Source organism: Thermobifida fusca YX, from assembly GCF_000012405.1.
Taxonomy (GTDB): domain Bacteria; phylum Actinomycetota; class Actinomycetes; order Streptosporangiales; family Streptosporangiaceae; genus Thermobifida; species Thermobifida fusca.
The window spans coordinates 1,619,106-1,645,686 of sequence record NC_007333.1 but is presented as its reverse complement, the minus strand read 5'-3'; the positions used below and the strand labels follow the sequence as shown (position 1 = coordinate 1,645,686).

Annotated in this window: 23 protein-coding genes and 1 riboswitch; of the genes, 9 read left to right on the top strand and 14 right to left on the bottom strand. The window is 70.2% G+C overall.

What is annotated here, in order from left to right:
* Positions 1-6: 6 nt before the first annotated feature.
* Positions 7-1,197, top strand: coding sequence for a hypothetical protein (locus tag TFU_RS07040; RefSeq protein WP_049754934.1), 1,191 nt, complete (start codon positions 7-9; stop codon positions 1,195-1,197).
* A 72-nt stretch (positions 1,198-1,269) separates the two neighbouring features.
* On the opposite strand, the gene TFU_RS07035 is transcribed toward TFU_RS07040, so the two are convergent.
* The gene (locus tag TFU_RS07035) at positions 1,270-1,938 is read right to left on the bottom strand and encodes a cyclase family protein (protein ID WP_011291852.1); all 669 of its coding nucleotides are present in this window, start codon (positions 1,936-1,938) and stop codon (positions 1,270-1,272) included.
* A gap of 185 nt (positions 1,939-2,123) precedes the next feature.
* Here TFU_RS07035 and TFU_RS07030 point away from each other — a divergent pair, with 185 nt between their 5' ends.
* Together TFU_RS07030 and TFU_RS07025 are read left to right on the top strand one after the other, a co-directional pair.
* Positions 2,124-2,822 carry a lysophospholipid acyltransferase family protein gene (locus TFU_RS07030; protein ID WP_038043670.1) on the top strand — a complete coding sequence of 233 codons (699 nt, stop codon included), beginning with the start codon at positions 2,124-2,126 and terminating at the stop codon, positions 2,820-2,822.
* 550 nt (positions 2,823-3,372) lie between these two features.
* Positions 3,373-4,989, top strand: coding sequence for a penicillin-binding transpeptidase domain-containing protein (locus tag TFU_RS07025; RefSeq protein WP_155983536.1), 1,617 nt, complete (start codon positions 3,373-3,375; stop codon positions 4,987-4,989).
* Positions 4,990-5,034: 45 nt separating this feature from the next.
* Here TFU_RS07025 and TFU_RS07020 read toward each other — a convergent pair whose 3' ends face one another.
* Both TFU_RS07020 and TFU_RS07015 read right to left on the bottom strand, forming a co-directional pair.
* A complete protein-coding gene (locus tag TFU_RS07020; protein WP_011291849.1) occupies positions 5,035-5,325 on the bottom strand; it encodes a DUF3040 domain-containing protein in 291 nt (96 codons plus the stop codon).
* 141 nt (positions 5,326-5,466) lie between these two features.
* Complete coding sequence (locus TFU_RS07015; RefSeq protein WP_011291848.1) at positions 5,467-7,089, bottom strand: glycoside hydrolase family 10 protein; 1,623 nt, start codon at positions 7,087-7,089, stop codon at positions 5,467-5,469.
* A 173-nt stretch (positions 7,090-7,262) separates the two neighbouring features.
* Here TFU_RS07015 and TFU_RS07010 point away from each other — a divergent pair, with 173 nt between their 5' ends.
* Complete coding sequence (locus TFU_RS07010; protein WP_011291847.1) at positions 7,263-8,486, top strand: isochorismate synthase; 1,224 nt, start codon at positions 7,263-7,265, stop codon at positions 8,484-8,486.
* A gap of 35 nt (positions 8,487-8,521) precedes the next feature.
* Here TFU_RS07010 and TFU_RS07005 read toward each other — a convergent pair whose 3' ends face one another.
* The 4 genes from TFU_RS07005 to menB all read right to left on the bottom strand — a co-directional run bounded on the left by TFU_RS07005 (position 8,522) and on the right by menB (position 13,319).
* Positions 8,522-9,439: a universal stress protein gene (locus TFU_RS07005; RefSeq protein ID WP_011291846.1), complete on the bottom strand. Its 918-nt coding sequence runs from the start codon at positions 9,437-9,439 to the stop codon at positions 8,522-8,524.
* Between the two features lie 207 nt (positions 9,440-9,646).
* Positions 9,647-11,308 (bottom strand): 2-succinyl-5-enolpyruvyl-6-hydroxy-3-cyclohexene-1-carboxylic-acid synthase, encoded by a 1,662-nt coding sequence (gene menD, locus TFU_RS07000; protein ID WP_011291845.1) that lies wholly within the window; start codon positions 11,306-11,308, stop codon positions 9,647-9,649.
* A gap of 221 nt (positions 11,309-11,529) precedes the next feature.
* Positions 11,530-12,483 carry an o-succinylbenzoate synthase gene (locus tag TFU_RS06995; protein ID WP_011291844.1) on the bottom strand — a complete coding sequence of 318 codons (954 nt, stop codon included), beginning with the start codon at positions 12,481-12,483 and terminating at the stop codon, positions 11,530-11,532.
* Entirely contained in the window at positions 12,480-13,319 is an 840-nt protein-coding gene (gene menB, locus TFU_RS06990) for a 1,4-dihydroxy-2-naphthoyl-CoA synthase (protein WP_011291843.1), read from the bottom strand. Before menB ends, TFU_RS06995 begins: the two co-directional genes overlap by 4 nt.
* A 92-nt stretch (positions 13,320-13,411) precedes the next feature.
* Here menB and TFU_RS06985 point away from each other — a divergent pair, with 92 nt between their 5' ends.
* Both TFU_RS06985 and TFU_RS06980 read left to right on the top strand, forming a co-directional pair.
* On the top strand, positions 13,412-14,587 hold the full coding sequence (locus TFU_RS06985) for an AMP-binding protein (RefSeq protein ID WP_011291842.1): 1,176 nt from the start codon (positions 13,412-13,414) through the stop codon (positions 14,585-14,587).
* Positions 14,588-14,859: 272 nt separating this feature from the next.
* Positions 14,860-16,176 carry an RNA polymerase sigma factor gene (locus tag TFU_RS06980; RefSeq protein WP_011291841.1) on the top strand — a complete coding sequence of 439 codons (1,317 nt, stop codon included), beginning with the start codon at positions 14,860-14,862 and terminating at the stop codon, positions 16,174-16,176.
* A 271-nt stretch (positions 16,177-16,447) separates the two neighbouring features.
* On the opposite strand, the gene TFU_RS06975 is transcribed toward TFU_RS06980, so the two are convergent.
* Positions 16,448-16,822 carry a GntR family transcriptional regulator gene (locus tag TFU_RS06975; protein WP_011291840.1) on the bottom strand — a complete coding sequence of 125 codons (375 nt, stop codon included), beginning with the start codon at positions 16,820-16,822 and terminating at the stop codon, positions 16,448-16,450.
* Positions 16,823-16,835: 13 nt separating this feature from the next.
* Positions 16,836-17,231: a hypothetical protein gene (locus tag TFU_RS06970; RefSeq protein ID WP_011291839.1), complete on the bottom strand. Its 396-nt coding sequence runs from the start codon at positions 17,229-17,231 to the stop codon at positions 16,836-16,838.
* Positions 17,232-17,347: 116 nt separating this feature from the next.
* Between TFU_RS06970 and TFU_RS06965 the strand changes: the two genes are divergently transcribed.
* Positions 17,348-18,031 (top strand): TetR/AcrR family transcriptional regulator C-terminal domain-containing protein, encoded by a 684-nt coding sequence (locus TFU_RS06965; protein ID WP_011291838.1) that lies wholly within the window; start codon positions 17,348-17,350, stop codon positions 18,029-18,031.
* Positions 18,032-18,056: 25 nt separating this feature from the next.
* Here TFU_RS06965 and TFU_RS06960 read toward each other — a convergent pair whose 3' ends face one another.
* Together TFU_RS06960 and TFU_RS06955 are read right to left on the bottom strand one after the other, a co-directional pair.
* The gene (locus tag TFU_RS06960; RefSeq protein ID WP_011291837.1) at positions 18,057-18,701 is read right to left on the bottom strand and encodes a response regulator; all 645 of its coding nucleotides are present in this window, start codon (positions 18,699-18,701) and stop codon (positions 18,057-18,059) included.
* Between the two features lie 20 nt (positions 18,702-18,721).
* Positions 18,722-19,960 (bottom strand): sensor histidine kinase, encoded by a 1,239-nt coding sequence (locus TFU_RS06955; RefSeq protein ID WP_227480862.1) that lies wholly within the window; start codon positions 19,958-19,960, stop codon positions 18,722-18,724.
* Between the two features lie 147 nt (positions 19,961-20,107).
* Here TFU_RS06955 and TFU_RS06950 point away from each other — a divergent pair, with 147 nt between their 5' ends.
* On the top strand, positions 20,108-20,674 hold the full coding sequence (locus TFU_RS06950; protein WP_011291835.1) for a hypothetical protein: 567 nt from the start codon (positions 20,108-20,110) through the stop codon (positions 20,672-20,674).
* A gap of 37 nt (positions 20,675-20,711) precedes the next feature.
* Complete coding sequence (locus tag TFU_RS06945) at positions 20,712-21,407, top strand: endonuclease V (protein WP_011291834.1); 696 nt, start codon at positions 20,712-20,714, stop codon at positions 21,405-21,407.
* Between the two features lie 24 nt (positions 21,408-21,431).
* Here the strand turns inward: TFU_RS06945 and TFU_RS06940 are convergent, their stop codons facing one another.
* The 3 genes from TFU_RS06940 to TFU_RS16055 form a co-directional block, all read right to left on the bottom strand.
* Entirely contained in the window at positions 21,432-22,535 is a 1,104-nt protein-coding gene (locus TFU_RS06940) for a tetratricopeptide repeat protein (RefSeq protein ID WP_011291833.1), read from the bottom strand.
* A 170-nt stretch (positions 22,536-22,705) separates the two neighbouring features.
* A complete protein-coding gene (gcvP, locus tag TFU_RS06935; protein ID WP_011291832.1) occupies positions 22,706-25,579 on the bottom strand; it encodes an aminomethyl-transferring glycine dehydrogenase in 2,874 nt (957 codons plus the stop codon).
* A gap of 96 nt (positions 25,580-25,675) precedes the next feature.
* Positions 25,676-25,767: riboswitch (glycine riboswitch) on the bottom strand.
* A gap of 101 nt (positions 25,768-25,868) precedes the next feature.
* Complete coding sequence (locus TFU_RS16055; protein ID WP_016188631.1) at positions 25,869-26,477, bottom strand: MerR family transcriptional regulator; 609 nt, start codon at positions 26,475-26,477, stop codon at positions 25,869-25,871.
* Between the last annotated feature and the right edge of the window lie 104 nt (positions 26,478-26,581).

Sequence of the window (26,581 nt, the reverse complement as noted above, 5' to 3'; positions counted from 1 at the left end):
CCCGTCATGCGCTCCTCCTCCCCGGGACGCCCCCCGCAGTACTGCGACCTTCCCGAACACACGCGGTGGCGTGCCTGGCGGGAGCGGCAGCGCCTCCAGCAGGAGGCGCAGGCCGCACAGGAGCGGCGTGAGCAGACCGTATCCCAGCGACCGGCCGACGGGGCCGCTGCGGCCGCGGCCGCACCCGCCCACGCCGAGGCCGCCCCGGTCACCGCAGCACGGCTGCGCGCCGAAGACCTCCTGACGCGTTTCGCGGTCCAAGCCGAGCAGCTCACCGCAACCTTGCAGGAAGCCACCGCGGCGTTCACCACGATGACGGATCCTGCCGCGGCTGAGGCCCAGGTGGAGGCGGCGCGTATTGCCGCGGCCCGCCAGGTCGCCGACGCGGAAGCGGCCCGCCTGGCCGCCGAGGAGAAGCGGCGGGCAGCAGAGCGGGCCCGTCGCGCCGCGGAAGCCGACGCCCAGCAGGCCCGGGAGGCTGCCGCCTCAGCGATGGCTGCGGCGGGGGCAGCGGAACGCATGGCAGACGAGGCGATAGCCGCACGCGATGCCGCGGTCGCGGAACGTGATGCGGCGCTCGCGGAGGCCCAGTCCTGTGCCGAGGAACGCGACGCTGCCCTCGCCGACCGGGAGGCGGCCCGCATCGAAGCCCGGGAGCAGGTGGCAGCGGCGCGCGCGGAAGCCGAAGCACTCGTCGCCCAGGAGCGCAAGCAGGCCCAGCAGCGTATCGCCGACGTCGAACAGCGAGCCGCGGCCGAGCGGGCGCAGCTCGTGGCCCGGTTGGACCGGTTGCAAGAGCAGTTGACCGAAGCCGTGGCCGCCCGCCAAGCGGCGCAGGAGCACGCCGATCGGGCTGCGGAGCAGGCCCGGCAGGCCGAAGAGCGGGTGGAGCGCCTGTCGGCGGAACTCGCCCGGGTGAGCGCGGAACGCGACCGGCTCACCGACGAAGTCGCGCACATCAGGGACAGCGCCCGCGCCGAACGCGAAGCCTTCACCGCCTCGCTGGCCGAAGCACGCCAGGCCGCCGCGGAACGCCTGGCCGCGTTGGAGGAGGCGCGGACCCAGACCCTGCGGCGCGCCGAACGCGCCGAAGCGCAGCTCGACGAGGCGCTGGCGGAGCTCCGCCGCCTGCGGGCCGCGGTACCGGCCGCGCCCGCGGCCGACGACCCCCACGGGGGGCAGCCAGCACAGCCGTGACCTGTGGCGCTGCTCCCCCGCAGGGCAGGATGCCGCGGCCCGTATGCTGTCGCGGAAGCCGGCCGAGGCCTCCTACGGGGAGGGGACGAGAGCGAAGGCGCGGACCGGCATGGTGCCCATGCCGCGGACTTTCACCGGGACCGCGAAGAACTGGAATCCCTCCTCGGGAAGCTGGTTGAGCAGGCACAAGTGCTCCACCACGGGGATTCCCGCAGCCAGGAGGATCGAATGCGCGGGGCGGGCTCCCCCACTGGCCTCCGAGGTGTCGTCGATGTTGACCGAGTCGATCCCCACCAGGGTGGCTCCGGCATCCACCAGTGCCTTGGCTCCCTCCGCGGTGAGGTAGGGGTGGTCCGGGGAGCCGTAGGTTTCCGTGCGCCAGTACCGGTCCCATCCGGTGCGCAGCAGCACGGCCCGGCCGGCCAGGTCCACTCCGGCGAAAGCCTCGGGGCCGATGGCGCGGCCCGGGGCGTCGATCACCCTCCCCGGCAGCGCGGCGACCTTCTCCAGGGGCAGGTCGGCCAGGTCGGAGCCGTCGCGGTAGCGGTGGGAGGGAGTGTCCAGGTAGGTGCCCGTGTTGCCGACCATCGAGATGCGGCGGATCTCGAATTCTGTGCCTGGGGCGTAGTTCTCGTGAGAGTCCTCGAACGACAAGTGGTCGTCGATGACCGGGCCGGGAAGCCCTGGATAGGTGGTCATACCAGCCACGATCTGGTGGCTGACATCGATCAGACGCGCCATGGTGTGGATCCTCGTCTCTTCCCGATAGGTCTAGACCACTGTAGCGCGAAGGAACCTCCGGCTTTCCCCGCTGCCCGTGACCGCGCTGTTGCCCCCACCCGGTAAAGTGCCGCCCAAGCCGAGGTCAATCCCCCGCGGCTCTCCGCGGTGGCGCACGTGACAACAGAAGGGGACCGGCCGTGCCGCTGACGCTCTACGATGCCGCGAAAGCCGTTGTAGCCCCGACCACCCGGGCCCTGTGGCCCCTGCACGTGGAGGGCCTGCACCACATTCCCGCGCACGGCCCCGTGATCCTCGCCAGCAACCACTTGTCCAACCTCGACCCGCTCTTCTTGAGCGTGGTCGTGCCACGCCCCGTCGTCTTCATCGCGAAAAAGGAGCTGTTCGCCGAAGGCAACCTGGCCCAGCGGCTCTTCACCCGTGCCCTGCGTGCCGTCGGGCACGTGTCCGTCGACCGCCGCCCCGGGCAGAGCGCCCAGGAGGCAATGGACCGCAGTCTCGCCGTGCTCGCCGAAGGCAGAGTTTTCGGAATTTTCCCTGAGGGGACCCGCTCGCCTGACGGCCGCCTCTACAAGGGGCAGACCGGGCTGGCGTGGCTGGCGCTGACCTCCGGCGCCCCGGTGGTCCCGGCGGCCCTCGTGGGCACGAACCGTATCCTGCCCGCGGGGCGCCGCATCCCCTCGTTCCGCCGGATCGGGGTGCGGTTCGGGGAGCCGGTGGACCTGTCGCCGTGGGCAGGCCAGGCGGGCCGGGCTCGGGCCCGGCGGGAAGCCACTGATGCGGTGATGGCCGCGATCCAGAAACTCTCCGGACAAGAGCAGGTGCCGCGGTTCGCCGCCTCGGTCAAAGCGGAGCTCGCCCAGCAGCGGGGCCTGGCCGCATAGCCCGGCGCCACTCCCCTGCCCGCGCCCTGCAGTGGGACGGCACGGGGACGGCGGGGCCGCACCCCGCCTGGGCCATGGGTTAATCTCTGCTTGACTGGTGTGGTACTCCGGGTCGTGGCGTGCCCGGGCTCTGACGCGGAAACTCCGGGCGCGGTCCGCACGGTCCCAGGGGACGGCGCCGTGCTCTCTGCTGCGCAGCAGCCGCACCAGTGCGCTCTTCCGCCCCGTATGTCCTTCCCCGCGGGGCCTGCTCCCCATACCGACCCCGATCTTAAGGACACTACTTTTGAGCGTGGACGACGAAGGGATCTTCCGGGAACGTCCCTACCAGCCGCAGCCCCCGCCCCCTGCCCCGGGCAGCGGGCACCGTCCTGCGCCGGGGGGCGCACCCTCACACGGTTTCCCTCACAGCCCGTACCGCCTCCCTAGGGAGACTCCCGCTTCCTGGCACGTTCAGAGCGCCGGGCCCGCTCGCGGGGAGGGACCTCTCCCAGGGAGTGCGCGTCCCGCCCCAGCTCCGCGGCGGTCCCGGCGCGGCCTCCTGTTCTCCGTGCTCGCCGCGGTCCTCGTGGCGGCGCTGCTGGGCGGCGGCGTCTACTGGTACCTGTCCTCCCGCCCGGTCCCCGAAGAGACCGCTGACGCGTATGTGGCGGCCTGGACGTCGGGGGACTACTCCACGCTCGACCAGTGGGCGACCTCCTCGGAGGCGTCCGCGTTCTACACCGAGGTGGCAGAGAACCTGGGAGTGGAGTCGGTCGAGGTGACCACGGGGGAAGCGGTGGTGGACGGGGACACAGCCACTGTTCCCTTTACTGCCACGTTCACCTTGAGCCACAGCGGGACGTGGACCTACGACGGGGAGCTGCCGCTCCAGCGGATCGACGGCCAGTGGAAGGTCGACTTCAGTCCCGCAGTGCTGCACCCGGAGCTGGGTCCCGGCCAGACGTTGGCGCGCACCAACGCGTGGGGGGAGCGCGGCCGGGTGCGGGCCGCCGACGGCACCCCCGTGGACACCTCTGACGTGTCCGGGTCAATCCAGATGATCGTCGGGGAGGTCGGCCCCGCCACCGCTGAGGACGCGGCGGAGCTCGGCCCCGCCTACCAGGAGGGCGACCCGGTGGGGAAGAGCGGCATCCAGCGGTCGCAGCAGGATCGGCTCGCGGGGACGCCGACCACGGTGATCCACGTCGTCGACCAGGGGGCGCCGCCTGAAGGGGAGCCGGAGGATGCGGCGGTGGTCGGCACTATCGAAGGCAGTCCCGGCCAGGACGTCACCCTCTCCATCGACATGGCGGTGCAGCAGGCCGCGGTCGACGCCGTGATCGGACAGCGTAAAGCCACTGCCCTGGTAGCGGTCCGGCCGTCGACGGGGGAAGTGCTGGCCGTGGCGAATGTTCCAGGCGGGTTCAACCGGGCTTTGGAAGGCCAGTACGCTCCTGGCTCCACGTTCAAGATCATCTCCTACGACGCACTGCTGGACGCCGGGATGGGCATGGACGCCACCCTGGACTGCGCGGAGACCGTCACCGTGGGAGGGTGGCCGTTCAAGAACGCGGGAGACGCCGCCTACGGTGAGCAGAGCGTCACGGAAGCGTTCGCCACCTCCTGCAACACCGCGCTGATCTCCGAGGTGGTCCACCGGTTGGACGGCGGCTCCTTGACTGCCGCGGCCGAACGGTACGGGTTCAACCGCGACCTGAGCCTCGGGGTGCCCGCGTTGACGCCGTCGTTCCCGACCCCGGACAGCGACACCCTGCTGGCTGCCGCGAGCATCGGGCAAGGACAGATCCTGACCTCGCCGCTGCACATGGCGACGATTCCCGCGGCGGTGGCCGACGGGCACTGGCGTCCCCCGGTGCTGGTCACCGACCCGGCCCCGGCGGGCCTTCCCGACCCGGTCCCGGTGCCCGCTGCCGAGCAGCTGCGCACCTTGATGCGTGCGGTCGTCACTGACGGCACCGCTAAGAACGTCGGCTTTTCCGGGGACGTGCACGGGAAGACCGGCACCGCCGAATACGGTGAATACGTGGAAGACGAGGAAATGTCCGCGCACGGCTGGTTCGTCGGTTTCGAAGGCGACGTGGCCTTCGCGGTACTCGTCGAGGACGGTGGTAGCGGGGCGAAAGCCGCCGCTCCGGTGGCCCGGCGCTTCTTGGAAGGGCTGTGACCGGGAGGCACGGCAGGCCGGCACCGTCACGGGCCTGCTTCCCGGTTACCGGACGCGCATCTGCATCACCATCCCGTTGGGGCGCGGCGACGGCGCATCCTCCCCGCTGGGCTGCGGGCCGGGGATCGCGAGGAACAGGACGACGAGCAGCCCTGCCACCACGGACGCGATCGCCGCGCAGATCGCCCACGGCTTCCACGTCTCCGCGATCTCTTCTGATGAGAAGCGGTCGCCCCCGTCGAAAGAGGCCAGTGCCTCAGCGAGCTCCGGATCGTCGGTACTGAGCTGGTGTTCGATCTCCGCCAGGATGCGTCTCTCGTTCTCCCGCAACGACATGGCGCCCTCCTTCACCGACTGGGGACCAGCACCGGTGCGCGTCTGCGCGTGTGTGCGGTGTTACCCAGTTTCTTATCCGTTCGGCGACGGGGCGATACCAGGCCTAGGCCGCCCAGACCTAACTGAAAGGTTGGTCTTCGCTCACCTCGGGTTCACGACCACCCCCGCGGAGGGGACACTTTCCACGCGGAACGCGTCCACCGCTGTCACGTGGTAGCGCACTGCTTCATTTCCCGGTGCCGGATCGCGGTAGGTGTGCTGGTCGCCGCCGAGCACCGCGACCAGGTGCTTGGCGTCGGCGAGGGCGCACGCGTCCGTGTCTGCGGGCACCCGGTAGACCGCGTACCACCGGTGGTCTGCGTCGCCTTCCCACCGCAAGGTCACCCCGTCTTCACCGGTGTCGGCGACGAGGTCGCGCACCGGGGCGGGCTGTCCTGACGCGCCGCTCGCGACGGGGGGCAGCGCAGGGCGCGCATAGTGGTTGGCAGCCACCTGCTCTATGGCTGTGCGGGCCCGGCCGTTGAGGTCCTTCATCGAAAAATAGATGTCGCCGGTGATCTCCGGGTGCTGCGTGTTGAAGTCGAGCTGTTTTGCGAGGGCGTCCGCACCTTTCCAGCCGTCCTCCCCCACCCGGTAGGCGGCCTGGCCGATGTACAAGTCCACTCCCGTGCCCGCCACTTCCTCGGCCCACCACGGCGCGAGGACCGCGTAGTCAGCGGCGGCGAACCCTTGCGGCCAGTACAGTTGCGGGACCACGTAGTCGATCCAGCCTTCGCGGATCCACGTGCGGGTGTCGGCGTGCAGCGCGTCGTACGACTGCAGGCCGCTGGTGGCCGACCCGGAAGGGTCGCTGCTGCGGTTGCGCCAGATCCCGAACGGGCTCACCCCGAACCGCACCCACGGTTTGATGTCGTGGACGCGTTCGTGCACCTGCCGGATGAGCTGGTTGACGTTGTCGCGCCGCCACGCGTCCCGGTCGGGGAAACCGTCGCCGTGGGCCTGCCAACTGGCGTCGTCGTCGAACGTCTCCCCTGAGGCAGGGTACGGGTAGAAGTAGTCGTCGAAATGCACCCCGTCGACGTCGTAGCGTTCCACGACATCCGCGACCACGTCGACCACCCATTCGCGGACTTCGGGGTTGCCGGGGTCGAGGTAGCCCTGGTCGTCGTAGACGATCATCCACTCCGGGTTGCGGCGCACTGGATGGTCGTCGGCAAGGTGCTCCAGGTCGGCTTCCCGCCACCCCACCCGGTAGGGGTTGAACCAGGCGTGCAGTTCCAGGCCGCGTGTGTGGGCTTCTGCGACCGCGAATTCCAGCGGATCGTAGCCGGGGTCGCCGCCCTGGGTGCCGGTCAGGTAGCGGGCCCACGGTTCCTTGTCTGAGGCGTAGACCGCGTCCGCTGTGGGGCGAATGTGGAAGAACACCGCGTTCAACCCGAGTTCGACAGCGCGGTCCAGAAAAGCGGTGAGCTCCTCCTGCTGCTGTTGAGGGCTCAGCCCGGGCTCGGAAGGCCAGTCGATGTTGCGGACGGTGGTGAGCCATACGCCGCGCATCTGCCGTTTCGGATAGGCCGGGTCTGTTGCGCAGTCCTCGGGGATCGGCGTGAGCTCTGCCGCGGCACTCGGTGCGGGAGATGCGGCGGCGTCGCCTGTTTCAGTGGTCGGAGTAGTCACGCGGGGGACGGCCCCCTCGGGGACTGGTCCGCATGCGGCCGTCATAGACAGCAGCATCACGGCAGCAGTGGCACGGGTCAACCATCCCATGGGGTGTTCTCCACGACACGTTTCGGTAGAAGAGGGGTAAACGTTGGCAAGCCTAGACGGCTTTCGCCCCCTCCCATGCCGGGACAGCCGGGCGAGGCAGCGGGGCGGCGTCGGCCGGAGAGGGCGGCAGCATAGACTCCATCCTCGTGATTTCTCCGACCTCCGGTGCACGTGTGACCGCACGCACCGTTGCCTTGCGTGACCAGCGCGCTCTGCTCGACCTGCTGCCTCCCGCCGCACCGCTGGCGTGGGTTCGGCGGGGTGAGGGACTGGTGGCGTGGGGAGTCGCGGCGCGCTTGGAACTGCCCGCCGAGCCGGAGCGGTCCGGCATTCAACGGTTCACGGCGGCAGATGAATGGCTTGAATCGCTGTTCTCGACGATCGTGGTGGACGACGACGTGGGGGTGCCGGGTAGCGGACCTGTGGTGTTCGGCTCGTTCACGTTCGACGGCCGCGACGCCGGATCCACGCTCATCCTGCCGCGAGTCGTCGTGGGACGGCGGGACGGGCAGACGTGGCTCACCGTGGTGGGTGACGAAGCCGACCCGCTGCCGGCCGTGCCGCCACCCCGCCCGGTGGGGGCACTGCGGTGGCGGCCGGGCACGCTCAGCGAAGCAGAGTGGTGCGCAGTGGTGAGCCAGGCCGTGGACCGCATCCACACCACCGGGCTAGCGAAAGTGGTCCTGGCGCGCGACCTTGTCGCGGAAGCGGACCATCCCATTGATGTCCGCACCCCGCTGCAGCGGCTGGCCGCCGACTATCCGGACTGCTACGTCTACTCGGTGGTGGGACTGACCGGGGCTACCCCGGAACTGTTGCTGCGCCGTACCGGCACCCGCCTGGAGTCGCTGGTGCTGGCGGGGACCGCGCCGCGGGGGGCCACCGCGGACGACGACGCTGTGCTCGCGAAAACGCTGCTCACTTCCGCGAAAGATGTCGAAGAGCACGCCTATGCGGTGGAGTCGCTGCGCGAGTCGCTGGCCCCGTTCTGCACGGAACTGGACGTGCCCCGCCACCCCGAACTGCTGCGTCTTGCCAACGTGCAGCATTTGGCCACCCCGGTGCGGGCCGTACTCCCCGCAAAGACGGCGACCCTGCCAGTGCTGGCGGCCCTGCATCCCACTGCCGCGGTGGGCGGCACCCCGACCCGGGTAGCGATGGACGTCATCGGCGAATTGGAAGGAATGCGCCGCGACCGCTACGCCGGGCCGGTGGGGTGGATTGATGCGCGCGGCGACGGGGAGTGGGGGATCGCGCTGCGCTGCGCTCAGATCACCGGGCCGCGGGCCCGCCTCTTCGCTGGGGCAGGGATCGTCGCCGACTCTGACCCGCAGGCGGAGCTCGCGGAAACCGTGGCGAAGTTCCGCGCGGTGCGCGCCGCCCTCACCGGACGGTAACGCTGCGAGGCGCCCCGCAGCAGGGCGCCTCGGGCTCAACCAGCCGAGGAGACGCGCACGACAGCGACGGGCACGACGGCGTGGTTCAGGACTTGCTGGCTGACCGAGCCGAGCAGCAGCCCGGTGAACCCGCCGCGGCCCCGCGACCCGACGACGATCAGGTCGGCGTCGGCGCCTTCGTCCAGCAGCGCTGCCGCGGGATGCTTCTCGGGGGTTTCTACACGGACCGGGACCCGCTGGGTGAGCGGGGTCCGGGCTTCATCCACGGTGCGGAGCAGCCATTCGCGGGCCCGAGCGACCTGCTGCTCCCGGTCGACTGCCACGTCGGCCTGCAGCACGGTGAACGGGTCGACGGGGGCGTCCGGCGCCTGCCACGCGTATACAGCGACGAGTTCGGCGCGCAGCCGTTCCGCTTCGACCAGCGCGAACCGCAGCGCGGCAGCGGCATGCTCGGAGCCGTCCACGCCCACGACGACACGGCCGCGGCGGGCCGCGGCCTCCTGGCTGGTCGGCGGCACCACCACGACCGGGCAGGTGGCGTGGGAGGCGACACGCTGCGCTACCGAGCCGAGGAAGAGCGACGCGACCCCGCTGTACCCGCGGGAGCCGACGACGAGCAGTTCCGCGTCCTGCGCGGATTTCAGCAGGGCGTGGTGGGCTTCGGCCCGGGACACTTCGGTGACGGCCCGCAAGCTGGGTGCGGCCTCCTGGACGCGCCGCAGCGCTTCTTCAAGGAGCGCTTTTGCTGCTTGAGAGACTTCCGGGGAAGGGGCGGTGCGGATCGGTCCTCCCAGCGGGACGGTGACGAGCGGCAGCCCCATCGCATACACCAGGCGCAGCGTGGCCCCGCGCCCCGCGGCAGCGTCAATCGCCCAGTCCAAGGCGTGCAGGCTGCCTTCCGAGCCGTCCACTCCGACCACGACCGTGCCCGGCACGGTTTCTCGGTCCGACATGCGCTCTCCTTCCCTGGTCGGCGTCTCGCCTTTTCTACCCGGCTGCTCCGTGGCGGCTCCGGGCCCGGCAGGCCGCGCGTGTCCCGCCGCGACAATGGTGGCCGGGCCAGCAGCACACTACTGTGCGTCACCCCAGGAGCCGGACCTGTGCGGCCGGGACGGCGTGGTTCCCGCGAAAGCTCTCCGGGTCCTGTCCGGTCCGCGGGGTTACCGCACCGCGGCGGCGACTGCTTCCTGCAGAGCGCGGCGCAGGCGGGCTGAAGCAGCGCGGTCTGTGCGAACCTCCACGAGGCGCAGCCCGTCCCCGATGAGGGCTTTGGGCAGGTCGGTGGCCCACTCCACGCGCGTGTAGGGCAGTCCCGCGGTGGCGGCGACCTGTTCCACGGCCACGCCGTGGGGGGTGCCGAAAACCCGTTCGAAGTCGGGGTGCCCGGCCTGCTCCAGTTCGGAGAAGATCCCGCCTCCGTCGTTGTTGACCACCACGATCGTCAGGTTGGGGCGGGGCTCGTCCGGGCCCAGCAGGAGCCCGTTCTGGTCGTGGAGCAGCGCCAGGTCGCCGAGCAGGGCAAACGCTTCCCCTCCGCCGTCGGCCTGGTGGGCGAGGGCTGCACCCACCGCGGTGGAGACGGTGCCGTCGATCCCGCTGACGCCTCGATTGCCGATCAGCCGCAGCCCGCACCGCGGCCGCATCACCGCGTCCAAGTCCCGGATCGGCATGCTGGCCCCAGCGAACAGGAGAGACCCTGCGGGCAGGTGGGCGGCCAGGTCGCGGGCCAGCCGCAGCTCGGAGAGCGTCTCGTCGCTGTCGAGCAGCCGGTCGGCGGCGGCCCGGGCGGCTGCTTCCGCTGCGGCCCAGGATGCGGCCCACGCCGTGTCGGGGGTGGCGGACGGCGGGGCGGTGACCGCGCCGACCACGTCGGTGGCGGTCCGCACCGGGTCGGCGAATGCCACCGGGTCCCCCACGACTACGTGCCGCGGGGCGCGGCGCAGGTAGGCGAGCAGTTGCCGGGACAGGCCCGGCCGTCCCACGCTCACCACCAGTTCCGGTTCGTGGGCGGCGACGAACTCGGGGACAGCGAGCAGTTGCCGGTAGCTGGAGAGGGCTTCCGCCCTGCGGGCGTTCGAGGTGGGTTCGGCCAGCAGCGGCCAGCCGGTCTGGGCGGACAGGGCGAGCAGGGGGATCGGGTCGTAGTCACCGTCACCGCAGACGATGACGCCCCGCTCCACCCACGGCAGTTCCACCGGTTCGGGTTCGTTCCGCTGGAGGTCGACGGTGATCCACGGTTTCCCGTCGGGCCGCCCCGTCACCGGTTCCGGCCAGGGCTGCCCTCCCGGTTCCGGAACCAGCGGCTCCCGGAACGCCAGGTTGAGGTGGACGGGACCCGGCTTGTTCGCCTGGGCGGCAGCCCAGGCCCGGCAGACCAGGGACCGCCAGTAGGCGACCATGCCTGCTTCGCGTTCCGGCACGCCCACTTCCGCGAAGAACCGGACCGCGGAACCGTACAGGCCGATCTGGTTCACTGTCTGGTTGGCGCCGGTCCCCCGCAGTTCGGGAGGCCGGTCCGCGGTGAGCACGATGAGACTGACCCCGCTCTGGTCAGCTTCCAGCACGGCGGGGTGGAAGTTCGCTGCGGCCGTACCGGAGGTGCACACGAGCGCAACCGGGCGGCGCGAGGCGCGGGCCAGACCGACAGCCAGGAAGGACGCGGAACGTTCGTCGATGCGGACGTGGGTGCGGATCCGGGTGTCGGCCACCAGGGCCAAGGCCAGCGGCGTGGAACGGGAGCCCGGCGCGATCACTGCCTCGGTCAGCCCCAGCCGAGCCAGCTCGTCGACAAGGACACGCGCCAGTGCGGTAGACGGATTCATGCGTACTCTCTCACCGCAAGACCTACTTGCCAGTCGTATCCGCGAACACCTTGACACCGCGCCTAGGTGTTCTGGTCGGCTTTCCCCGGAACGCCACCACGAGCCGACCGTGACGAACCCGAGAATATGCCCCCGTGTCGACCGGTTCGTCACCGGTACCGGTCCGTCACCCGCTCTCATGTCCGCTGCTGCCGCGTGTCACAGGCGCGCCCCACCGTAGTTCACGGCCCCGGCTCTCGCTCGACCTGCTCCCAGGCGGCGCGTGCCGCTGCCAGCCGCGCCTGCCACGCCGCAGGGTCGATCTCCACCTCCGCTAGCCGCTGCTCGGACACGTCCACCCGGCGCACGGGCAACACCCCGTGGACGGGCAGGAGCGGGTCGTCGCACACGTCGGCGTGCAGCAGCCGCAGCGTGGCCAGCCCGCACGCGTACGGTAGTTCGGGGAGTGCCGCGGCCAGCGCTACTCCGGCGGCCAACCCTACCGAAGTTTCCACGGCGCTTGAGACCACGACGGGCAGCCCGCACTCTTCAGCGAGCCGCAGCGCGGCCCGCACCCCGCCGAGGGGTTGGACTTTGAGCACCACCACATCGGCAGCTTCCGCGTCCCGCACCCGCAGCGGGTCTTCGGCACGCCGGATCGACTCGTCTGCTGCGATCGGCACCGACACGCGCCGCCGTACCTCGGCGAGCTCGTCGACCGTGGCGCACGGCTGCTCCACGTACTCCAACTCGAAGCGGTCGAGCAGCCGGATCATGCGGACCGCGGTGTCGACGTCCCACGCACCGTTGACGTCGATACGGACCCGCCCGCGCGGGCCGAGCGCGTCCCGCACCGCCTCTACCCGGGCCACGTCGTTGGCTTCGCTCTGCCCGCGTTCCGCCACCTTCACTTTGGCTGTGGTGCATCCGGAGGAGGCCACGATACGCGCGGCCTCCTCCGGGCCCACTGCGGGGACGGTGGCGTTGACCGGAACCGTGTCGCGCACCGGTGCTGGCCAGCCGAGTTCCGCCGCCTCGTAGCAGGCCGCCCACCAGCGGGCGCATTCGCGGGGACCGTACTCCGCGAACGGTGAAAACTCTCCCCATCCTGCGGCGCCGCGCACCAGCATTCCTTCGCGGACGGTGATCCCCCGGAAGCGGGTGCGCAGCGGGATGGCGAATGCCCGGCCGGTCACGGGCGGCGCGGGAACTTGTCGAACCGGGGACGGCGCTTCTCCTTGAACGCGTCGCGTCCTTCCTGCGCTTCTTCGCTCATGTAGTAGAGCATGGTGGCGTCCCCGGCGAACTGCTGCATGCCCGCGGCCCCGTCCGTGACCGCGTTCAGCGCGCCCTTGAGCATGCGGATCGCCAGCGGCGACTTCTCCAGCAGCTCCCGCGCCCAGGCGACGGTCTCCTCTTCGAGCCGCTCCAACGGCACCACCGCGTTAACCATGCCCATTTCCAGGGCTTCCTGCGCGGTGTACTGGCGGCACAGGTACCAGATCTCCCGGGCTTTCTTCAGGCCCACGGTCTGCGCCAGCAGCCAGGAGCCGTAGCCGCCGTCGAACGAGCCGACCTTGGGGCCGGTCTGTCCGAAACGGGCGTTGTCGGCGGCAATCGTCAGGTCGCAGCAGATCTGCAGCACGTTGCCGCCGCCAATGGAGTAGCCCGCGACCATAGCGATCACCGGTTTCGGCAGCCGCCGGATCTGCACTTGCAGGTCAAGCACGTTGAGCCGGCCGATCCCCTGACGGGCCACTTCGTCGTCGCCCAGGTAGCCGTCGTCGCCGCGGATCTTCTGGTCCCCGCCGGAGCAGAACGCCTTGTCCCCGGCCCCGGTGAGGATGATCACACCGATGGAGGAGTCGTCTCGGGCCACGTTGAAGGCGTGTTGCAGCTCGAACAGGGTCTGTGGGCGGAAAGCGTTGTGTACCTCCGGGCGGTTGATGGTGATCTTGGCGATGCCCTCCGCGGTCTCGTAGATGATGTCGGTGTAGTCCCCGGACCGCTTCCAGTCCACCACGCTGCCCACGTTCTTGCCTCTCCTGGTCTGTCCAACCTTGTACTTTCGGGGGTCAACCCTAATCCCCCCGTGGAACCGGCTGCGCACTACCCTGGACAACCATGCGGAACCGACGTCCCCTGCAGGCCGTGGTAGGCCTTGCCGCTGAGCGTCTCGCCGAGCTTGTCGACGCCGCCGTGGCCGGGCACGGGCCCGCCCTCCTGCCGATCCCCGGGGACGTTCCCGATTCCCACCTCCGGCGCCTGGTTGAGACGCTGCGCCCCACCAGTATGCGCACCCCGCAGGGGGTGGTCGCGCTTGCCGACGGGGTCCCGGTGGCCGACGACGTGGCAGTGGTCGTCAGCACGTCGGGGTCGACCGGCCAGCCTAAAGGAGTGGAGTTGAGCGCGGACGCGCTCCTCGCGTCCGCCCGGGCCTCGACCGCGCGGATCGGTGCGCAGCAGGGCGAGCCGTGGCTGTGCGTGCTGCCCACCGCGCACATCGCCGGGCTGCAAGTGCTGCTGCGGGCCCGCCTGCTGGACGCGCCGGTGCTCTTCCGCCCGTTCACGGTTGAAGCGGTGCAGGCCGCGGCCAGGCAGCGCCCGCACGTGTCCCTCGTGCCCACTCAGTTGCGCCGCCTGCTTGCCGCAGGCGTGGACTTGTCGCAATTCCGCACCATTCTGCTGGGGGGTGCTGCCGCCGATCCCGGCCTGCTCGCGGAGGCCCGCCGCGCGGGCGGGCGCATCGTCACCACCTATGGGATGAGTGAAACCTGCGGCGGCTGTGTGTACGACGGCCTGCCGTTGGACGGGGTCGCCGTCGACGTTGACGCGGAAGGCCGCATCCTGCTGGCGGGACCTGTGCTGTACCGCGGCTATCGGCTCCGCCCGGACTTGACCGCTGCCCATCGGGCGGAGCGTGCGGGCCGCCACTGGTTCCGCACCTCGGACCTCGGCGTGGTGGACGACGGGCGGCTGCGGGTCCGCGGGCGTGCCGACGATGTCATCAACACGGGGGGCCACAAGGTGGTAGCCGGGGAGGTGGCGGCGCTCCTTACCCGGTTGGACACGGTGGCGGACGCTGTCGTGGTGGGCCGTCCCGACCCGGAGTGGGGGCAGCGGGTCACCGCGGTCGTGGTTCCCGCCGATCCGACGCATCCCCCGACTCTGGCGGAGATCCGGGAGTGGGTGAGCGCCCACTTGCCCCGCTATGCCGCGCCCCGGGAACTGGACCTTCGCGCGGAGCTGCCGCTGCTTCCCTCCGGAAAACCGGACGTGCGCCAGTTGAGCCAGGGATGACCGGGAACTTCCCGGCGTCACCCAGCGTCATATCTGTTGCCAGGGAGGGCCGTTAACCCCCTCCCTCCTTGCCGTCCAAGTCTTTTTCTCTTCCCCGCCCGGAACCTCGCCATCCCCTACCACGCTGGTGACCGCGGTCACTTAGGTCGATATCCAATCGAGATTCGGGAACATTTGACTCTTTCACACGTTGGACATAGTGGCGCGCCCAAGACGGCGGTTTTCCTCTTCCGCCGCGTGCCCGACTGTCTTGAAGGGAGGGAGGTGCTCTCATGTCGCGCACTGCCCAAGCCGCCTCTCCCGTAACGGCGGAGATCGAGGCCGCCTCGGCGACGCTTGATGAGCTGATCGCACGGGGACGCGCCCGGGGACACGTGTCTCTCTCCGAGCTGCGTACTGCGTTCTCCGAGGCCGGGATCACCCCTGCCGAAGGCCGTTCTCTTCTCCGGGAGCTGTCCGACACCGGAGTCCGGATCGCCAACAACGAGGATACTCCGGTGGACCCCGGTGACGACGACACGCTGGAAGCTGTTCTGGAGACGACTTCGAAGGGGAGCGGTCGACGCCGTTCTGCCAAGAAAAGAAGCCGGAAGAAGCAGCCAGCCCAGGCCGGGGCGGAGACTACTGACGCCCCCGAGGCCGATCTTGACGACCATTCACCGGCTCTGGGCGACTCTGTCCATACCTACCTCAAGGCTATCGGACGCCGGGAACTGCTCACCGCGGAGCAGGAGGTCGAGCTCGCCAAGCGAATCGAGGCTGGCCTGTACGCCGAATACAAGCTGGGGTGGCTGGAGGAGTCTCCCGGCCCCCAGGAGATGAGCGAGACCGAACGCGAAGAGCTGGAGTGGATCGCTGAGGACGGCCGCCGCGCCAAGGCGCACATGCTGGAAGCGAACCTGCGCCTGGTGGTGTCGGTGGCGAAAAAGTACAGCGACCGCGGCATGCCCCTGCTTGACGTGGTGCAGGAAGGCAACCTCGGGCTGATCCGCGCCGTGGAGAAGTTCGACTACGCCAAGGGCTACAAGTTCTCCACCTACGCCATGTGGTGGATCCGCCAGGCGATTCAGCGCGGTTTCGCGGACTCGGCGCGGACGATCCGGCTGCCGGTCCACGTGCTGGAGCTGCTGAGCAAGCTCAGCCGTCTGGAGCGCGATATGCACCAGACGCTGGGCCGCGAACCCACCCCCGACGAGCTGGCCCAGGAGCTCGGGAAGACCCCGGCGCAGATCGAAGAGCTGCTGCGGATCACCCGCCAGCCGATCAGTCTCGACTCGACGATCGGCGAAGACGGGGAGACCCGGATCGGCGACCTCATCGAGGACGTGGACGCGTCCGAGGCGTCCGAGGTGGTGGACCGCCAGTTGATGGCCGACCAACTGCGTCGCGCGCTCGACGACCTGGAGCCCCGTGAAGCGACCATCATGTCGCTGCGGTTCGGCCTATTTGACGGGCGTCCGCGCACCCTGGACGAGATCGGCAAGCACCTGGGCCTGACCCGGGAGCGGATCCGACAGTTGGAGAAGCAGTCCCTGTCCAAGCTGCGGCATCCCAGCCGCGCCCGGCAACTGCTGGACTTCGCTAGCTGATCCGGTATGGGCCGCGCGTCGCGGCTCCCGCACCAGACGGGTGGTACGCGGCGCCGCGACGCGCGGGAGAAGCCGCTGCTCGTCCAGGCATCCCCGGCAGCGTCGACACGTGCCCTGTCACGGCGTGGCCGCTGAGCTGTGAGCCCGCCACGCCCCCAGTCTGGGGAACGGGACTCGTCCTGCCCGGCGAACGCGGGGCAGCACCCGGCGGGGCGCTGACGGTCGTTCTGTGCCTGTTGCGAGGACGGCTGCCTTGCTGGTTCGTGCCCCGTCAGCGGGTGAGGTTCTCTACTGCCGCCCGCACGATGTCCACAGCCTCCTGCTGGGAGATCCCCAACCGGGACACTGTTTCGGCGTAGCGGCGTGCCGCCGCCAGCGCTTCGGCGCGCTGCCGGTCGCCGCCGGCCGCAATGAACGTGCCCGACCTGCCCCGGGTTTCCACGACGCCTGCCTGTTCCAGCTCCCGGTAGGCGCGCGCCGCCGTGTTCACTGCCACCGACAGTTCGCTGGCTAGGGCACGCACCGTAGGCAGTTTGTAGCCGACCGGCAGCCGTCCGCTCGCAGCGGCGTTGGCGACGGCCGCGCGGATCTGCTCGTACGGCGGAACTTTGGAATTCGGGTCGATACGCACAAAGTCCGTCGCCATGGTGTCACGCCCCTCAGGCTGTCACTGGGCTGCGCGGGACCCGCTCAATACCGTGCAGGCGGTGCTGCTCCCGCAGGCTCAACAGCCGTTCTGCGACTTCCGTGGCCTTCTTCACCTCTGGGCGGGCCAGACGACGCCGCCGGTAGATGCGGTCCTCGTAGCCGCGGAGGCCCACCAGTACCCGCTGGTGGGCGTAGGCGGCGCGCATCGCCTCGGTGAGAGCCGCATCGTAGGCGACCCCCAACCGGTTGAGCTCCACCACGTCGGCGCCCTCCCGGCGGGCCCGCAGCAGCTCCTCCTCCGCTTTCCGGGCTGCTTCGAGCAGCTCGGGAAGCTGCTGCGCCTTCTCGGTGTCCTCTGCGTATCGCGCACGCGCCTCTGCTCCGACTTTGCGGGCTCCCAGCACCATGCTCGCTCCCTTGTCTTGGATGGTTAGCACCCACTTTAGAGGGCTGCAGTGGTCCGGTTTCCGACACCCGACCGCCATCCGCACCTGACTTTACGTAGTAAGTCTAGGATGGCGGTGTGAGTCGCAACAACGCTGGTCTCAGCCGGGAACGGATCGTCGCCGAGGCTCTCCGCATCATCGACGGCATGGGCCTGCGCAGCCTCACCATGCGCCGGCTCGGCGACGCCCTCAACGTCGAAGCGATGGCCATCTACCACCACTTCCCGCTGGGCAAGGAACAGCTCTACAGCGCGATCGTGGAGTACATCAGCGACCCTGCCCGGGCTCTCGCCTCCCCTGCAGCCGAAACCGCCCCGGAGGATGAGGCTACCCCCGAAACCGATCCTGAACCCGAGCCGCGGCCGTGGGACCAGCGGCTGCGCGACTGGGCGTGCGACTACCGTGCCGCCCTGCTCCGCCACTCGGGGGCGCTGCCTCTCATGATCCACCGCCGTCCCGACACGGTGGCGGCCCTGCGCGCCACGGAACTGCACTATGCGGCGTTCACCGAAGCAGGCCTGCCCCCGGAGGAGGTTCCCGGGGCGGCAGCCGCGTTGACCTCCTATGTCTTGGGCGCGGTGATCCACCAGGTGCGTTCCGAAGGACTGCCCAGCAGCGACCCTGCCGTCCTCGACGGGCGGTTCCCCACTGTTATGGCGTTGAGCTCGATCGACGTCGACCACGACCGGGTTTTCCGCACCGGCTTGGACGCGCTCCTGGCCGGTCTCACCGCCCCCCGGGTCCAGCACGGCGAGCGGTGAGGCCGGCCCCGTCGGCCACCCCTGGTCAGCCCAAGCCGACCTCCCGGGCGACAATGGCCGCCTGGACCCGGCTACGCAGGTCCAGCTTGGTCAGAATCCGGCTGACGTGGGTTTTCGCCGTGGTCTCGGTAATGTAGAGGCGCCGCGCGATCTGCTGGTTCGACAGCCCTTCCCCGATACAGGCCAGCACTTCGCGCTCCCGGGGGGTGAGCCGCTCCAGGATGGCGGGGTCTGCTTTCTCCTGCTCCCGCGGCCGGGTGGCGGCGAACTCGTTGATGAGCCGTCGAGTCACCGCGGGCGCGATCATGCCCTCTCCCCGCGCCACCGTGTGCACCGCTTTCAGCAGGTCCGCAGCCTCCACGTCTTTCAGCAGAAAACCCGCGGCCCCCGCCCGCAGCGCCCCGAACACGTACTCGTCCAAGTCGAAAGTGGTCAACACCAGCACATCGATCCCGGCCGCGGCAAGCTCCTGGGTGGCGGAAATCCCGTCCCGCCGCGGCATGCGCACATCCATGAGCGCCACGTCAGGCCGCAGCCGCAGACACGTGTCCACCGCTTCCTGCCCGTCGGCTGCCTCGGCCACCACCGTGATGCCGGGATCGGTCTCCAAGATCATCACCAGCCCGGCGCGCACTGCCGCCTGGTCTTCAGCCACCACGACCCTGACCACGTGTCCTCCACCCTGTCCTGCTACGACTCGATGGGAAGCTCGACCCGTACTCGCCACTGCCCGTCCCCGTTGAGTCCGGCGCGGAATCGACCGCCGAGCAGCACGGTCCGCTCCCGCATCCCCGCCAGCCCAGTCCCCGACCCCCAAGCTCCGGTCCGGGACGGCTCCGCCGGCTCTGCGACCGGGTTCTCCGCCTCGATCACCAGCCACTCCCCTGCGTCCTCGGCGTCGGCTGTGCGGCGCACCGTGACCCGCAGCCGCGGCGGCGAAGCGTAGCGCAACGCGTTCGTCATGCACTCCTGCACGGTCCGGTACGCTGCCGCGTCCACCCGCGCCGGCAGTTCCCCGGCCTCCTCGACCCCGGAGAGCACCACGTCAAGGCCCGCGTCCCGCGCGGTGGCGGCCAACTGGCCCACATCTCTCAAGCAGAGAGCGACCCGTTCGGCCTCATACTGCTCCCCGGCCCGCAGCACTTCGATCATCCGGCGCATCTCCGCCAGCCCGCGCACACTGTTGTCCCGCACAGTGCGCAGCACCCCGCGGACCCGCTCCGGGTCGAACTCGCGGAGCGCGAGAGCCGCCGTGGACTGGAGCGCCACCGCGCTCAAATGGTTGGCGACCACATCGTGCAGTTCCCGGGCCATACGAGCCCGTTCGGCCGCGATCGCGTTGGCCCGGTCCAGTTCCGCCATCCGCGTGACCTGCACGGCCCGCTGGCGTTCCAATTCGGCCCGTGCCCGGTGGGCGCGCACACTCAACCCGCTGGTCATCGGGGTGACGAACACCAGAACGTAGAGGCCGACCAGCGAAAGCACTCCCAGCAGCCCTTCAGCGAGGAGCTCCTCCGGCCACACCAGCACGGCCCCGCCCACGCCGAGGACACCGAGCGCACCTACCGCGGCGACCACCCCGTAGGCGAGACGGCTGCCGCCCCACACGGTCACCGCGTACAGCAGGTCCCCGTAGACCGCTACTGGCCAAACCGAGGGGCCGACCACGACAAGGTCGAGAGCTAGACCGATCGTGCCGATCGTCAGCCCCACCCCGGGGCGGGTGCGGCGCAGCAGCAGTGCCGCGCAGACGAAAAGCAGCGGAACGAGCAGCCACAACCGGTGGACTCCGGGACGGTCCACGGACGCGCCCAAAGCCCACAGCAGCAGTCCCACCGCGGTGTTCGCAGCCGCCCACAGCAGGCTGCCCATGCGGGAGAAACCGCCGAGGATGTCGCGGTCCAGGAACTCCATCCACTTCTGTCGCACATTCCCATCTCAGCACGCATGCCGGGCCTAGAGCGTCGTCCGAAAGCAGTACATCGATTCGTTCCTTCCGCGGACGCGCCACCGCGGGCCTGCGCGACACAGTGGGGACAGGAGCTGTCACACAAGGGCCGGGAAGGGAAAACCGTCATGGTGGTGGCCGCAATCGTCGCCTGCGAAGTGCTGTTCTGGGTGCTGCTGCTCGGCGGGTTGAGCGCCCGCTACCTGCTGCGGCTGCGCTGGTTGAGCACGGTGCTGCTCCTGCTCGTCCCCGTGTTGGACGTGGCGCTGCTGCTGATCATCGCCTGGCATCTGCGGTCGGGCGGCCACGCTGACGCCAGCCACGGGTTCGGTGCCCTCTACCTCGGCTTCACCGTGGCGTACGGGCACAGCATGATCGCGTGGGCGGACGCGCGGTTCGCGCACCGCTTCATGGGCGGCCCGCCACCGCCGCAGCGGCCCCGCCGCGGCTGGGCCGCACTCCGCTACGAGACGGTGGGATGGGTGCGGGGCCTGGTGGCCGCGGGCGTGGGCGCGGCCGTGCTCGCCGGACTGATCTGGTATGTCGGGGACCCGGCGCGCACCGCGGAGCTGCAGGGGTTCTTCCCGCCGCTTGCCGGGTTCACGGTGATCAACACGGTGGTGTTCGTGTGGGGGTGTGTGGAAGCGGTGCTGCCTTCCCGAGGTACCGCCGACACTGAAAGCGTGGCACGGTAGTCAGGTCTGCCCTCGCCTCACCCGACGGGAAGGTGCCATGCCCCACATCACCCCGGAGTTGGCGGCCATGGAACTGTGGCCTACCGACCCTGATGCGGCACGTGCCCTCCAAAGCCGGTTGGCGTCCCGGGTACGTGTCCACCCCTGCGACCCGGATGCGGTGCGCCTGGTCGCAGGCCTGGATGTGAGCTACGGTCCGACCGAGCTGGTGGCGGCCGCGGTCGTCGTGGACGCCGCCACGTTGGAGGTCACCGCCCAGGCCACGGTGCGCGCAACGCCGACGTTCCCGTATGTGCCGGGCCTGTTCGCGTTCCGGGAACTGCCGCCGCTGCTCGCCGCACTGGAACAGTTGCCTGTCGAACCGGACGTGTACCTCTGCGACGGTTACGGGCTGGCGCATCCGCGCCGGTTCGGGCTGGCCTGCCATCTGGGGGTTTTGGTGGACCGGCCGGTGTTCGGGGTGGCGAAGACCGCGTTTGTGGGTGACGCCGCCGAACCCGGCCCGCGGCGGGGCTCAGCCACCGACCTGGTGGACCGCGGTGAAGTGGTGGGCCGCTGCCTGCGGGTCCACGACGGGGTCAAACCGGTGTACGTGTCGGTGGGGCACCGGGTGGACTTGGATTCCGCGTGCGAGCTGGTGCTACGGCTGTCGCCGCGCTACCGGATCTGTGAGCCGATCCGCCGCGCCGACCAGTTGTCGCGCCGGGAACTGGCCGCATCCGGCCGCGCGTGACCGCGCCAGTCCCCCGACCCGGTTTCAGTCGAGGCCTGTGGTGGTGCGGCCGGTTTGGGCGTGCACATCGTCGCGGAGGGCCGCACCCCACACGTAGTCGTCGACAACCTGCAGCGCCGCGGCAAGAGCAGCGTCCACCCGGGCAGCGCTGTCGGCTTGGGCGAGCAGGGCGTAGATTCGGCTGAGGGCGGCGAACAGTTCCCCGGCGAGCATCGGCGTGGTGTCGGAGGCCACGGCTGCTTCCAGGTAGGGGTCCCACCAGAACGTGGCCTCCCCGGTTTCTGCGGCGACGTCCGGGTCGGGGGTGAGGAAGCCGCGCCGCAGGCGGGCGCGCACCTCGGCGGCGGTCTGGGGGTCGTCGTGGGTGAGACCGTCGTACCACACGCGTTCCGCGGTGGCGGAATCCCCGCGCACGGCGAGCAGGCGGGCCAAAAGCTCCCGGGCCACCGCAGTGTCGTGGGGGTCTGCCGGCTGCTGGGCGAGGGCCGTGTCGAACTCGGCGATGGCCTGCTCCACCCGGACCGCGCCGAGCAGGAGCCGCAGGTCCGGCGTGTCGTGGGCGGCGAGCCCGCGGGCGAGGACTTCCGCTGCCTCGGCGGCAGCGCCGCGTTCCAACAGCCGTCGCGCATATTCGCGGGCCGCATCCGCTACCGTCTGCGGGTCGGCAGCGTTCAACGCGTACTGCCAGTGGCTGCGCGCGGTCTCATCGTCGCCACGGGCTTCCGCGAGGCGCGCCAGCCCGTGATGGGCCGCCCCCAGGTAGCGCTGGTTGCCGAATTCCACCACGGTCTGCCAGGCACGGGCGGCCGCGTCGCCGTCCCCTTCTTTTTCGCACAGCAGCGCCAGGTGGTAGGCGGCGCGTGGGGAGAACTCCGGGTCGGCGGCGGCAATCGCTGTCTCGTCTGCTTGCCGAGCGCCCGCAGTGTCCCCGAGGTGGTCGCGCACCACTGCGAGCCCGAGCGCGGCCTGGGCCCGGTAGCGGGGCCCGGCGTCGGCGACGACCCGCTCATACAGTTCAGCGGCCCGGTCCGCGTGCCCCGCCTCAGCTAAATCGCGGGCCTGGCTGCACAGGGTCGCTGCCGCAGGGTCGTCGAGCCGGGGCGGGGAGGCTGGTCGGGAGGACTGCACGGTCGCACACTGCTTTCCGTCCGGGGGTGAAGGACCCTTCGGAGATTAGCGGTTCCTCCCCGCCCCCTGTACCGGTCTTGCCGTTCCCGGCCACGCCGGGAACGGCGGGCGGCCGCGCAGCCTCACGGACGGGCCGGGCTGCCTCGACCGGAGCCTTCTGTCGCGGGCCGCTACTGCGCGAAAGCCTCCGGGGGCGGGCAGGCGCACACGAGGTTGCGGTCCCCGTAGGCCTGGTCGATCCGGCCCACCGGCGCCCAGTATTTGCTGGCGCGCAGGCTCGGCACCGGGTAGGCGGCTTCCGACCGCGAGTAGGCGTGCTTCCACTCGTCCGCGGTGACTTCTTCTGCCGTGTGCGGAGCGTTCTTCAACGGGTTGTCTGCCCGGTCGTAGCTGCCTTCCGCCACCCGGTCGATCTCGCCGCGGATCGCGATCATCGCGTCGATGAACCGGTCCAGTTCGGCGAGGTCCTCGCTCTCCGTCGGTTCGATCATCAGCGTGCCCGGCACCGGGAAGGACATGGTGGGCGCGTGGAAGCCGTAGTCGATGAGCCGTTTAGCAACGTCCTCGTTGCTGATTCCGGTGCGTTTCTGCAGGCCGCGCAGGTCGATGATGCATTCGTGGGCCACCAGTCCGTTGCGTCCCATGTACAGCACCGGATAGTAGGGGGCCAGCCGCCGGGCCACATAGTTGGCGGCAAGCACCGCCTGTTCGGTGGCGGCACGCAGCCCTTCCTCCCCCATCAGCCGGATGTAGGCCCACGAAATCGGCAGGATACTCGCGGAACCGAACGGGGCCGCAGCCACCGGGCCCGCGCTCGTGTGCGGCCCCGCCTCGGTGTGCGCCGGATGGTTCGGCAGGAACGGGGCGAGGTGGGCGCGGACCGCGACCGGTCCCACGCCGGGGCCACCGCCGCCGTGCGGGATGCAGAACGTCTTGTGCAGGTTCAGGTGGCTGACGTCTGCCCCGAACTTCCCGGGCTTGGCCCAGCCGACGAGTGCGTTGAGGTTGGCGCCGTCCACGTAGACCTGGCCGCCCGCCTCGTGCACGAGCCGGCACACTTCGGCAATGGTCTCCTCGTACACCCCGTGGGTGGAAGGGTAGGTGACCATGAGCGCGGCCAGCCGGTCCCCGGCAGCGTCGATCTTGGCGCGCAGGTCCGCCAGGTCGATGTTGCCGCCACTGTCGCACGCCACCACAGACACCCGCATGCCCGCCATGACGGCGCTGGCCGCGTTAGTGCCGTGCGCGGAACTCGGGATGAGACAGATGTCGCGCTGCTCTTCACCGCGGCTGCGGTGGTAGCCGCGGATAGCGAGCAGGCCCGCGAACTCGCCTTGGGAGCCCGCGTTGGGTTGCAGGGAGACCGCGTCGTATCCGGTGATCTCCGCGAGCCACGTCTCCAAGTCCCGCACGATCTGCACCAGGCCTTCCGCCTGGTCGAGGGGGGCGAACGGGTGCAGTTCCGCGAACTCGGGCCAGGTGATCGCCTCCATTTCCGCGGTGGCGTTGAGCTTCATCGTGCACGAGCCCAACGGGATCATGGTGCGGTCCAACGCCAGGTCCCGGTCGGCGAGCCGCCGCAGGTAGCGCAGCATCGCGGTTTCGCTGCGGTAGGTGTGGAACACGGGGTGGGTGAGGTAGTCGACGTCGCGGCGCAACCCTTCCGGCAGCGCGGACGGGACGTCCCCGGTCTGCGGCGGGGTGGTAGCCCCGAACGCGCGCAGCACAGCCGCCACATGCTCGGATGTGGTGGTCTCATCGCAGGAGACACCGACCGTGTCCTCGTCGGCGAAGAACAGGTTGATGCCGAGGTCACGCGCGGTGCGCACCACGGCCGCGGCCCGGGACGGCACCCGCACCCGCAGCGTGTCGAAGAACGCGTCGGTGAGCACCTCCACCCCGAGCTTCCGCAGCCCGGCGGCGAGTTCCGCGGTGCGGCGGTGGACCCGCTCCGCGATCGCGCGAAGCCCGTGCGGGCCGTGGTAGACGGCGTACATGCCCGCCATCACGGCGAGCAGCACCTGGGCGGTGCAAATGTTGCTGGTGGCTTTCTCGCGGCGGATGTGCTGTTCCCGGGTTTGCAGGGCCAACCGGTAGGCGGGTTTCCCTGCCGCGTCCACGGAAACCCCGACCAGGCGGCCCGGAAGTTGCCGCTGCAGCCCGTCCCGGACTGCCATGTAGGCGGCGTGCGGGCCGCCGAACCCCATGGGCACCCCGAACCGCTGGGTGGAGCCCACAGCCACGTCCGCACCGAACTCTCCAGGGCTGCGGAGCACGGTCAACGCCAGCAGGTCAGCGGCCACGACGACGAGCGCGCCCCGTTCGTGGGCGGCGTCCACCACCGGGCGCAGGTCCCGTACCTGGCCGCTGGCCGCCGGATACTGCACGAGGACCCCGAACGCGTCCACATCCGGCAGTCCTGCACTCAGGTCAGCGACGACCAGGTCGATCCCCAACGGTTCGGCCCGGGTCCGCAGCACGGCCAGCGTGTGGCCGAACACGTCGGCGTCGACCACGAACACCGACCGCTTCCCTTTGTCCACCCGGCGAGCCAACGTCATCGCCTCGGCCGCCGCGGTGGCCTCGTCCAGCAGGGAGGCTCCGGCAATGGGCAGCCCGGTCAGGTCGGCGACCATGGTCTGGAAGTTCAGCAGCGCCTCAAGCCGCCCCTGGGAGATCTCCGGCTGGTAGGGGGTGTAGGCGGTGTACCAGGCAGGGTTTTCCAGGATGTTGCGGCGGATCACCGGAGGGGTGACCGTACCGTAGTAGCCCTGGCCGATCATGGAGACCAGCAGGCGGTTGCGGGCGGCAAGAGCCCGCAGTTCCGCGAGCACCTCGGCCTCCCCCACCGGTTCCGGCAGGCGCAAAGGCGCGGGAGCATCAGGGGCGGTGAGAATGTCGGCGGGCAGGGCCGCGGTCATGAGGTCTGCGGTGGACGCGTATCCCACCGTCTCCAGCATGGCGGCACGTTCCGCCGGGTCAGGGCCGATGTGCCGGTCCGGGAACGTGAGCGCAGGGGGACGGGAAACAGAACGGTCCGACATGGAGACCTCCTGGTCGCTGGGCCGATCAACGGTGTGCTTCCTTTAGGTCTCCCCCTCTGTCGCCTGCGACTGGTGTGCCGCCGTGCTCCAGAGTGCCTATCCCACACGGTCCTTGGTGCCTGAGAGGTTGCTGGGGAGGGTTGCCCCGTCGGCGCTCCGCGGCGCGGAGTCTCTCCCGTGTGGTGTCAACGGCGCGTGTCGGCGGCCGGGTGTGTCCGGTCCACCGTGTCGTTCTCATGCTACCGGCCCCGGGCCCCCTGCCCCGGGAGCACCGCGGTGCACGGGTCGACTAGCCGGTGCGGCGCTGTCGGCGGCGCTGCGCCAGCTCGTCCCTCGGATACGCCTCCATGGCGATGCGGGCCTGCTCGGTGAGCGGCTCCCCCTGCAGCTCGCTGAGCTTGCCCTCCAGTTCCCGCCACACGCGTCCCAGCGCGATCCCGAACATGCCTTGGCCGCCCTGCAGCAGGTCCACGACCTGGTCGGGGGAGGTGCATTCGTAGACGCTGACCCCGTCGCTCATCAACGTGATGTGGGCGAGATCAGCGGTGGCGCGCTGTCGGAGGTGCTCGACCGCGGTGCGGATCTGCTGCAGAGAGATCCCCGTGTCGAGCAGCCGTTTAACGACTTTGAGGATGAGGATGTCGCGGAAGCTGTACAGCCGATGCGCCGGCGAGCTGCCGGGCACGGTCACACTGGGCTCGACCAACTGAGTACGAGCCCAGTAGTCGAGCTGGCGATACGTGATTCCCGCTGCCATACAGGCGGTGGGACCACGGTATCCGACGTTCATCGGCAGCCCCACTACGTCCTCGTCACACAGCAGGCATTCTTCACCCGTCCATCGCACGGGTGACCGCCGATACTCGGAGGCGTTCTGCTTGCCGCTGATACCCGCCACGCCGAACCTCCGGCTTCCTGGCCTGCGGCGATACCGGACTATGGGGAGACAACACGACTTGTTTTCGACACCGCAGGCGGCCTCACTCCCCCGACGGTAAGCCG